This is a genomic window from Psychrobacter sp. AOP31-B2-9, assembly GCF_052378005.1.
Lineage (GTDB): Bacteria > Pseudomonadota > Gammaproteobacteria > Pseudomonadales > Moraxellaceae > Psychrobacter.
In genome coordinates this window covers 1-6449 of the sequence record NZ_JBQSXG010000157.1, presented here as the reverse complement: position 1 = coordinate 6449, position 6449 = coordinate 1, and the positions used below count along the sequence as shown (strand labels likewise).

Annotated in this window: 6 protein-coding genes and 1 pseudogene; 4 read left to right on the top strand and 3 right to left on the bottom strand. The window is 42.6% G+C overall.

Annotated elements, in window-relative coordinates:
• Positions 1-1402: PepSY-associated TM helix domain-containing protein (locus ACT3SX_RS13140; protein ID WP_444761472.1), on the top strand; the 1402-nt coding region annotated here is incomplete at its 5' end.
• A gap of 124 nt (positions 1403-1526) precedes the next feature.
• Here ACT3SX_RS13140 and ACT3SX_RS13135 read toward each other — a convergent pair.
• Positions 1527-3221, bottom strand: a complete 1695-nt coding sequence (locus ACT3SX_RS13135) for a multidrug ABC transporter permease/ATP-binding protein (RefSeq protein WP_225739259.1) — start codon at positions 3219-3221, stop codon at positions 1527-1529.
• 223 nt (positions 3222-3444) lie between these two features.
• Between ACT3SX_RS13135 and ACT3SX_RS13130 the strand changes: the two genes are divergently transcribed.
• From ACT3SX_RS13130 to ACT3SX_RS13120, 3 genes are all read left to right on the top strand, one after another.
• On the top strand, positions 3445-3879 hold the full coding sequence (locus ACT3SX_RS13130) for a MarR family winged helix-turn-helix transcriptional regulator (RefSeq protein WP_192520155.1): 435 nt from the start codon (positions 3445-3447) through the stop codon (positions 3877-3879).
• A 185-nt stretch (positions 3880-4064) separates the two neighbouring features.
• Positions 4065-4247, top strand: a complete 183-nt coding sequence (locus tag ACT3SX_RS13125; RefSeq protein ID WP_318779545.1) for a glutathione S-transferase family protein — start codon at positions 4065-4067, stop codon at positions 4245-4247.
• Positions 4248-4362: 115 nt separating this feature from the next.
• The gene (locus tag ACT3SX_RS13120) at positions 4363-5148 is read left to right on the top strand and encodes a siderophore-interacting protein (RefSeq protein WP_192520157.1); all 786 of its coding nucleotides are present in this window, start codon (positions 4363-4365) and stop codon (positions 5146-5148) included.
• Between the two features lie 57 nt (positions 5149-5205).
• Here the strand turns inward: ACT3SX_RS13120 and nirD are convergent, their stop codons facing one another.
• Together nirD and ACT3SX_RS13110 are read right to left on the bottom strand one after the other, a co-directional pair.
• The gene (nirD, locus tag ACT3SX_RS13115; RefSeq protein ID WP_192520158.1) at positions 5206-5556 is read right to left on the bottom strand and encodes a nitrite reductase small subunit NirD; all 351 of its coding nucleotides are present in this window, start codon (positions 5554-5556) and stop codon (positions 5206-5208) included.
• A 125-nt stretch (positions 5557-5681) separates the two neighbouring features.
• Positions 5682-6449, bottom strand: a pseudogene (locus tag ACT3SX_RS13110) (nitrite reductase large subunit NirB); the annotation flags it as partial.

Below are 6449 nucleotides of genomic sequence, written 5' to 3'. Positions count from 1 at the left end.
AATCGTTTTGTCTGTAACCGCTTTAGGTATGTTGTTTATGTCTAATACGGTCGGTTTAGACGGTGATCGTTTGACCATCGCTACGCCAGAATCAATGCTGACAGCACCAGTCTCTACACAAGCAAAAAACGCGCTTAGTACTTTGCCCGATAGTACACTCGTTAAATATATTGCGCCTCGTGATGCGGATACCGTCGCCTTGTTTCAGGTCAAATCAGAAGACCAGACTAATATGGTGGCAGTGAACCCTTATACGGCTGATGTCGTCAACAGCACGCCTGCCAGTAGTAGTCTTTATAATACTTTCAATAATATTCATAGTGATTTATTGATTGGTAAAACAGGTGACTACCTCTTAGAAACCGCCGCTGCACTGACTATCTTAATGATCTTGTCGGGTTGGTATCTTTGGTGGCAAAAACGCAAATCACTCAAAGCCATGCTGATACCTAATGAGGCAGTAGCCAACAAGAAAAAACGTTCCTTTATCCGTACCATTCATGCGACATTGGGTAGCTGGGTGTCGATTTTGCTGCTATTTTTTTGCATATCAGGAATGGCATGGGCAGGCGTGTGGGGTGAGAGAGTTGTTCAGGCGTGGAGCCAGTTTCCTGCAGGTAAGTGGGGCGTGGCTCCGATGCCAGTGTCGATTGATTATAGTCAACACAGTGCCCCAGCGAATGAATCAGCGCCAGAGCCTCATGTTCATGGTGCCGCCGCGACAGATGCGCCCACACATGGTAGTGTCCTAAACTCGGGCAAAACAAAAGAAGTTCCTTGGGTGCTTGAGCTGACGCCGATGCCAGTCTCGGGCACAACGATGGGTAAAGATGGCATCGCGCCCAATCTACCCATTATGGTCGATACGGTAGACCGATACGCCCGTGAAATTGGATTTGTCGGGCGTTATCAGCTGAATCTACCACAAGGTGAAACAGGGGTGTGGACGCTCAGCCAAGATTCGATGAGCTATGACATGACAAGTCCAACCGCTGATCGCACCGTACACATTGACCGCTATTCGGGCAAGGTGTTGGCTGATATTCACTACGACGATTACAATGCCTTTGGCAAGTTTATGGCAGCAGGTATTGCTATTCATATGGGTACGCTAGGGTGGTGGAGTGTGTTGGCCAATGTCCTGTTTTGTCTTTTTGTTGTCATTATTAGTGTGAGCGGTTATGTCATGTGGTGGCAACGTCGTCCTCGCAGTACTAGCGAAAGTATAGGACTAAATCCGCCAGCACGTGGTCAGCAGTTCTCCATTTGGTGGCCAATTGCTATTCCTTTATTGATAGTCGCGATTATATTTCCAACAGCGATAATTGCTATTTTGGTCATTGCATTGTTAGATTTTTTGGTAATATCTCGTGTTGCATTTCTACAGAAGTTACTAAAATAAGCAAAAGCGGTATATTTGTGGGTTAAAGGCATTGCAGCGGCACGTGTCTAGTCGATTGTATTTTTCTGTAGTGGGGCGACTTATAATAAGTTGCCCCATTTTTTTAGATTTTTGATCGTATGCGTTACAACATCGCAATGGCGTCTGTACTGGCACGCTTTCGCTCTTCTGCATTCAGTTCAATTAACCTGCCTTCTTTCATCAGTAGCAACCGATCTGCATGTTCAAAGTAGCCGTCATCATGACTGATGATAAATAGGGTTTTTCCCCTCGCCTTTAGCTCAGGTATCAGTGTCTGATAGAACACGCGGCGAAACGCAGGATCTTGGTCAGCCGCCCACTCATCAAGCAACAAAAACTCTTTTTGTTCGGCGACTGAAAGTAGCATCGCCAATCGCTTACGCTGACCTTGGGATAGCTTGTCTGTCGATAGTTGATTGTCTACGATTTCAATTTTATCCTGCAAGTTCAATTTATGCACCCAATCGTTGACCAGCGTCATATCAGGACTATCACCCTGATGGCCAATCAGTTGCTTAAACAGATGCTGATCGCTAAAAATAGCAGAAAATAGCTGCCTATAATCCGCATTATTCTTTGAGTTCTCTCCTGAGCCAATGAGCTGATCGTCCACTTTTATAGAGCCTGTGGTCGGTGTAAAAATGCCTGTGATAATTTTGGCCAAAGTGGATTTTCCGCTACCATTGGCACCGATTAAAAACACTACCTCACCACGGTTCAAAGTGAGGTTGACCGATTCTAATATATTCGTATTCTGCGTTTCAGTTTTGATACTGTCATAGCGATAGCCGACGTTGGTTAGCGACAGGGACTGCCAGTCTTTTGTCACGTGATCAGTCATAAATTCTGCCTGGTAATCAGCCAGTTTAAAAGACTGTATTTTGTCTAGCGCCACCTGCGCCGTTTGCAAGGTCGGATAAGCACCAACGGCGTGAAGAATAGGGGATTGCATGAACAAAATCGTTAAGGAAAATGTAGTTGCAACACTCATCGGTAGATTTAAATAGTTCGCTACCGCAAACACCACACCAATCGAAGCAAACATCATGATATTAGACCAGTTCACAGCAGATAAGTGGTAGGTATCAGATTTGATAACAGCCTTTTTGTATGCATTTGCATGAGACAGAAAGTCATCGTTATAGAGCTTTTTGGCGCGGTGCTGATTGAGTGACAGCTCCTTACGTCCATCTATAACGGATTGATAATCTTGATACAAAAGATCATTAATTGCTCGTAGTTCAACTAAGTGAATATAGACATGTTTGACTAAAATAGTACTTATCCAAATGGTCATCACAATCCAAAACATGATGATAAACAATAACGGCAGCGACAACCAACCTAGATATAGCGCTACACCCACAGACAAAATAATGCCTTGTACCAATTCAGGCATACGTACAAAGGCAACGGTAATAGATTGTATGTCTGAAGATAAGCTGGCAAGCAACCGCGCGCTACCCAAATGATCTATTTGCGGCACATGTGTATCGATAATTTGCTTGACCAGCTTTGTCCTGAGCTCATAGACGAACTTATGTCCCAAGCATGTCAGTGCATACTGTGATAAAAAAGTAGTGATGAGCAGCAGTACGACCAAGGCTGAAAAGTAACCCAAACTGAGCAAGGACAATGTATCAAAGACAGGCTGACTGATAAAAGTGTGGTTGATATAAGCAATGATACCCACACTGACAGCAGCATTAATTAAATTAAGTAAAATAACTTTGAGAAAAGGTAGGCGATAATGCGCCCAAATCATGTGATATAAAGAAATGCTAGTGCGAGAGGGCATAGTGGCTCAGTAATAAGAGAAGAACATAAAAATTTATATGCTATTGATAATCATTAGTATTTGTAATATTGTGGCGTTAATCTATTTATGTGTCAATGTGTTTGTACTGGCAACGGCCTAACTCACCATTATAAAGTAATACGACTTATTAGACTTATAATTAGTTGACACAATCAACCTTATTGTATATAGTTGCTTTTATCAACTATATAGGAGGTGTTGTATGTCTAAATATGCATTAAGCGAAACCTTACATCAATTGATACATACCTATACTAATCTGTTGCTTGAAGGGGTCAAACGTCAAGAGCTAGATTTATCTGTGACGCATATCAGAACATTAAAAGGCGTCTGTCAAAATCCTGAGGTCACCGCAAAATCGATCGCTCAGCGTATGCAACGTGACAAAGCACAAGTCACTCGCGCATTGAACGACCTTTTGGTCGCTGATTTAATCGTTAAAAAAGACAATCCTTTAGATGGTCGTAGCCAGTTGCTACAGCCAACCGCCAAAGGCAAGGCTGTGATGGCAAAGTTAAACGCTGCAGAAGAGTGGACGAGAGAACAGTTAACGCAACACTTAACAGAGGCTGAGCTCAATGCGTTTTTACAAGTGAGTAAGACTATGATTAACAATGTCAAAAATAGCCAAAGCTAAATGACAAAGCGGTTTGAAACAGCCTATATCAAAATGTTAATCGCGCATATTTAAGTTGAGTATTGCTTAAACACGATAAATGAATATTTTTTATTTGAACTAGGGCGTGTCTTCATTTCAGCATGGTGATAAAAATGAGATAAATTGCTGTCAAACAAGAAAAATAGCGCAGATTATATCGGGATATTAACCAGCCATTTGGCGATGCCTTTTCGTTGGCAGATATTACTTGGATTCCACAACTGGTTGTTTTAAATAGAGCAGGCTATCCTTTTTCTCAGTATGCACACTTTGAGCGCTGGAAAAATGCGGTTATGGCTCGCCCTAGTTTTAAGCAAGCGGTGACTGATTGGTTAAAGCAAGGGTAAGCAGCGACGACCGCAGAATGACCATAAAGTAAAAATGATAGCAAAATAAAGTGATGATGATAAAAAACGGTTTAATCCCATAAAATATTGAATACAAGAGAAGAGTCTTATAACTATGATAAATCAAAAACCCGTAAGAGAAGTCATGACCGTAGCTGATAAGCAAATGCTAACCCCGCATTATATTCGTGTTTGCTTAACAGCACAGCCTGCCACTATCGCTAATATCGCGACTATGACTGTTGGGGTAAATAATAAAGTTGCCATACCGATAGATAAAACCCAAGCGCTTGATTTAGAGGATAAGTCCAGCTTTGTGATGCGTACTTATACCCATCGCGGCGTTGATGTTGAAAAACAACAGATTTGGATTGATTTTGTCGCCCATGGTGATGAAGCGCCAGCTTCAGGCTGGGCCACGCATGCGCAAGTAGGTGATGAACTAGGTGTGATGATGAAGCCCAAAAACAAAGCGCTTTATCCTGAAACAGACCATATTTTATTAGTGGGTGATGCCACGGCTATACCAGTGCTTGGCGCGATATTACAAGACCTGCCTGCTACTACTAGTGGCCACTGTATTATTGAAGTGCATGATGCAGAGGACGAGCAAGATTTGCCAACTGCAGCCAATATCGAAATGACGTGGTTACATAATGCCGATCCTACGCAAGGCAGTCAGTTGGCTGATACGGTTAAATCTATAAAACTACCAAGCGCAAATCAAAGTCGTTTTGCTTACATTGCTAGTGAGTTTGCAACCGTCAAAGCCATTCGTCAGTATTTGAAAGGTGAGCAGAAGTGGTCGAAAGACGAGCTATATGCTTTTTCTTATTGGAAGGCAGGCGTGGCTGAAGATCAGTCTGCCAGTGATCGGCGTGCAGAAAAAGATGCAGAATAAGGTGTATTAAGCATTGTACTTTAAATGATGACACACCTTAACTCTATTCACTAAAAACTACTCACTAAAAATGATCACATTATTAATATCAAGTCCAACTCGGTATGAATTAATTTTAGTATTAGCATCGTCCAAGCATTGTCCAGTAGCAAGATTAAAGCGCTGCTTATAAATAGGTGAGGCAACGTACAGTACATCTTCGGTCGTACCAGTGTCACTTGCAATGCTAGTGCCACCAATTAACCCACGCGATAGTACGTTGGCCTGACTAAAAGGATCGTAATTATCAAGGGCAAACAAATCATTTTGGGTGGTACGAAAAACAGCAATTTGCTTGCCATCAACTAGTGCACAAACACCGGTGTCAGGTATGATATCGTCAAGAGTACAAATGGTATGTTGGTTCATGAGGCGTTATCCTTAAGTATGTACCGCTACAATTAATGAGTGCATAAGCAAACGAATGCGTTAAGTTGAATGATACTTTGCGAAGAGTCATGCATCACAAAGTATCAGCAGCATCAGATGAGAAACTAAGCCAACTCAACCAACTTAATAGTGGTTTTTTCAGCATCAGTGGCTGGACGTATTTGCTCTCGTTCTTGTACAAACACCACGTTATCATCGCCTTTTTCACTGTTCACGAAATGGCGGAAGCGTTTGAGCTTTTCGGTATTGCTGATGGTTGCTGCCCACTCGCATACGTAATTGTCTATCAATAGCTGCATTTGTGCTTCGAGTTCATCGGCAATACCTAAGCTGTCGTCAATGATAACGGATTGTAAATATTCAAGCCCGCCCTCTAAGCTTTCACGCCATTTGGAAGTACGCTGAAGTTTGTCGGCTGTTTTGATATAAAACATGATGATGCGGTCGATATATTTAACCATGGTTTCGGTATCGAGATCGGTGGCAAACAGTTCAGCATGGCGCGGGGTGATACCACCATTACCGCAGACAAATAGATTCCAGCCGTTTTCTGTTGCAATCATGCCAAAGTCTTTACTTTGTGCTTCGGCGCATTCGCGCATACAGCCAGACACGCCCATTTTGATTTTGTGCGGTGAGCGTACACCTTTGTAACGATCTTCCAGTCTTAGCGCGAGACCAATGCTGTCATCGACGCCATAGCGGCACCAGTTATTGCCAATACAAGATTTGACAGTACGTAATGACTTACCATAGGCGTGACCTGTTTCAAATCCTGCTTCAACCAACTGGCTCCAAATATCTGGTAGTTGTTCCATACGTGCACCAAACAAATCAACCCGTTGCCCACCGGTAATTTTGGTATATAAATT

Bases quoted from the DNA above. Each gene is read 5' to 3' on its own strand.
- ACT3SX_RS13130 (WP_192520155.1), top strand. From the start codon at position 3,445: ATGTCTAAATATGCATTAAGCGAAACCTTACATCAATTGATACATACC.
- ACT3SX_RS13135 (WP_225739259.1), bottom strand. From the start codon at position 3,221: ATGCCCTCTCGCACTAGCATTTCTTTATATCACATGATTTGGGCGCAT.
- ACT3SX_RS13120 (WP_192520157.1), top strand. From the start codon at position 4,363: ATGATAAATCAAAAACCCGTAAGAGAAGTCATGACCGTAGCTGATAAG.
- nirD (WP_192520158.1), bottom strand. From the start codon at position 5,556: ATGAACCAACATACCATTTGTACTCTTGACGATATCATACCTGACACC.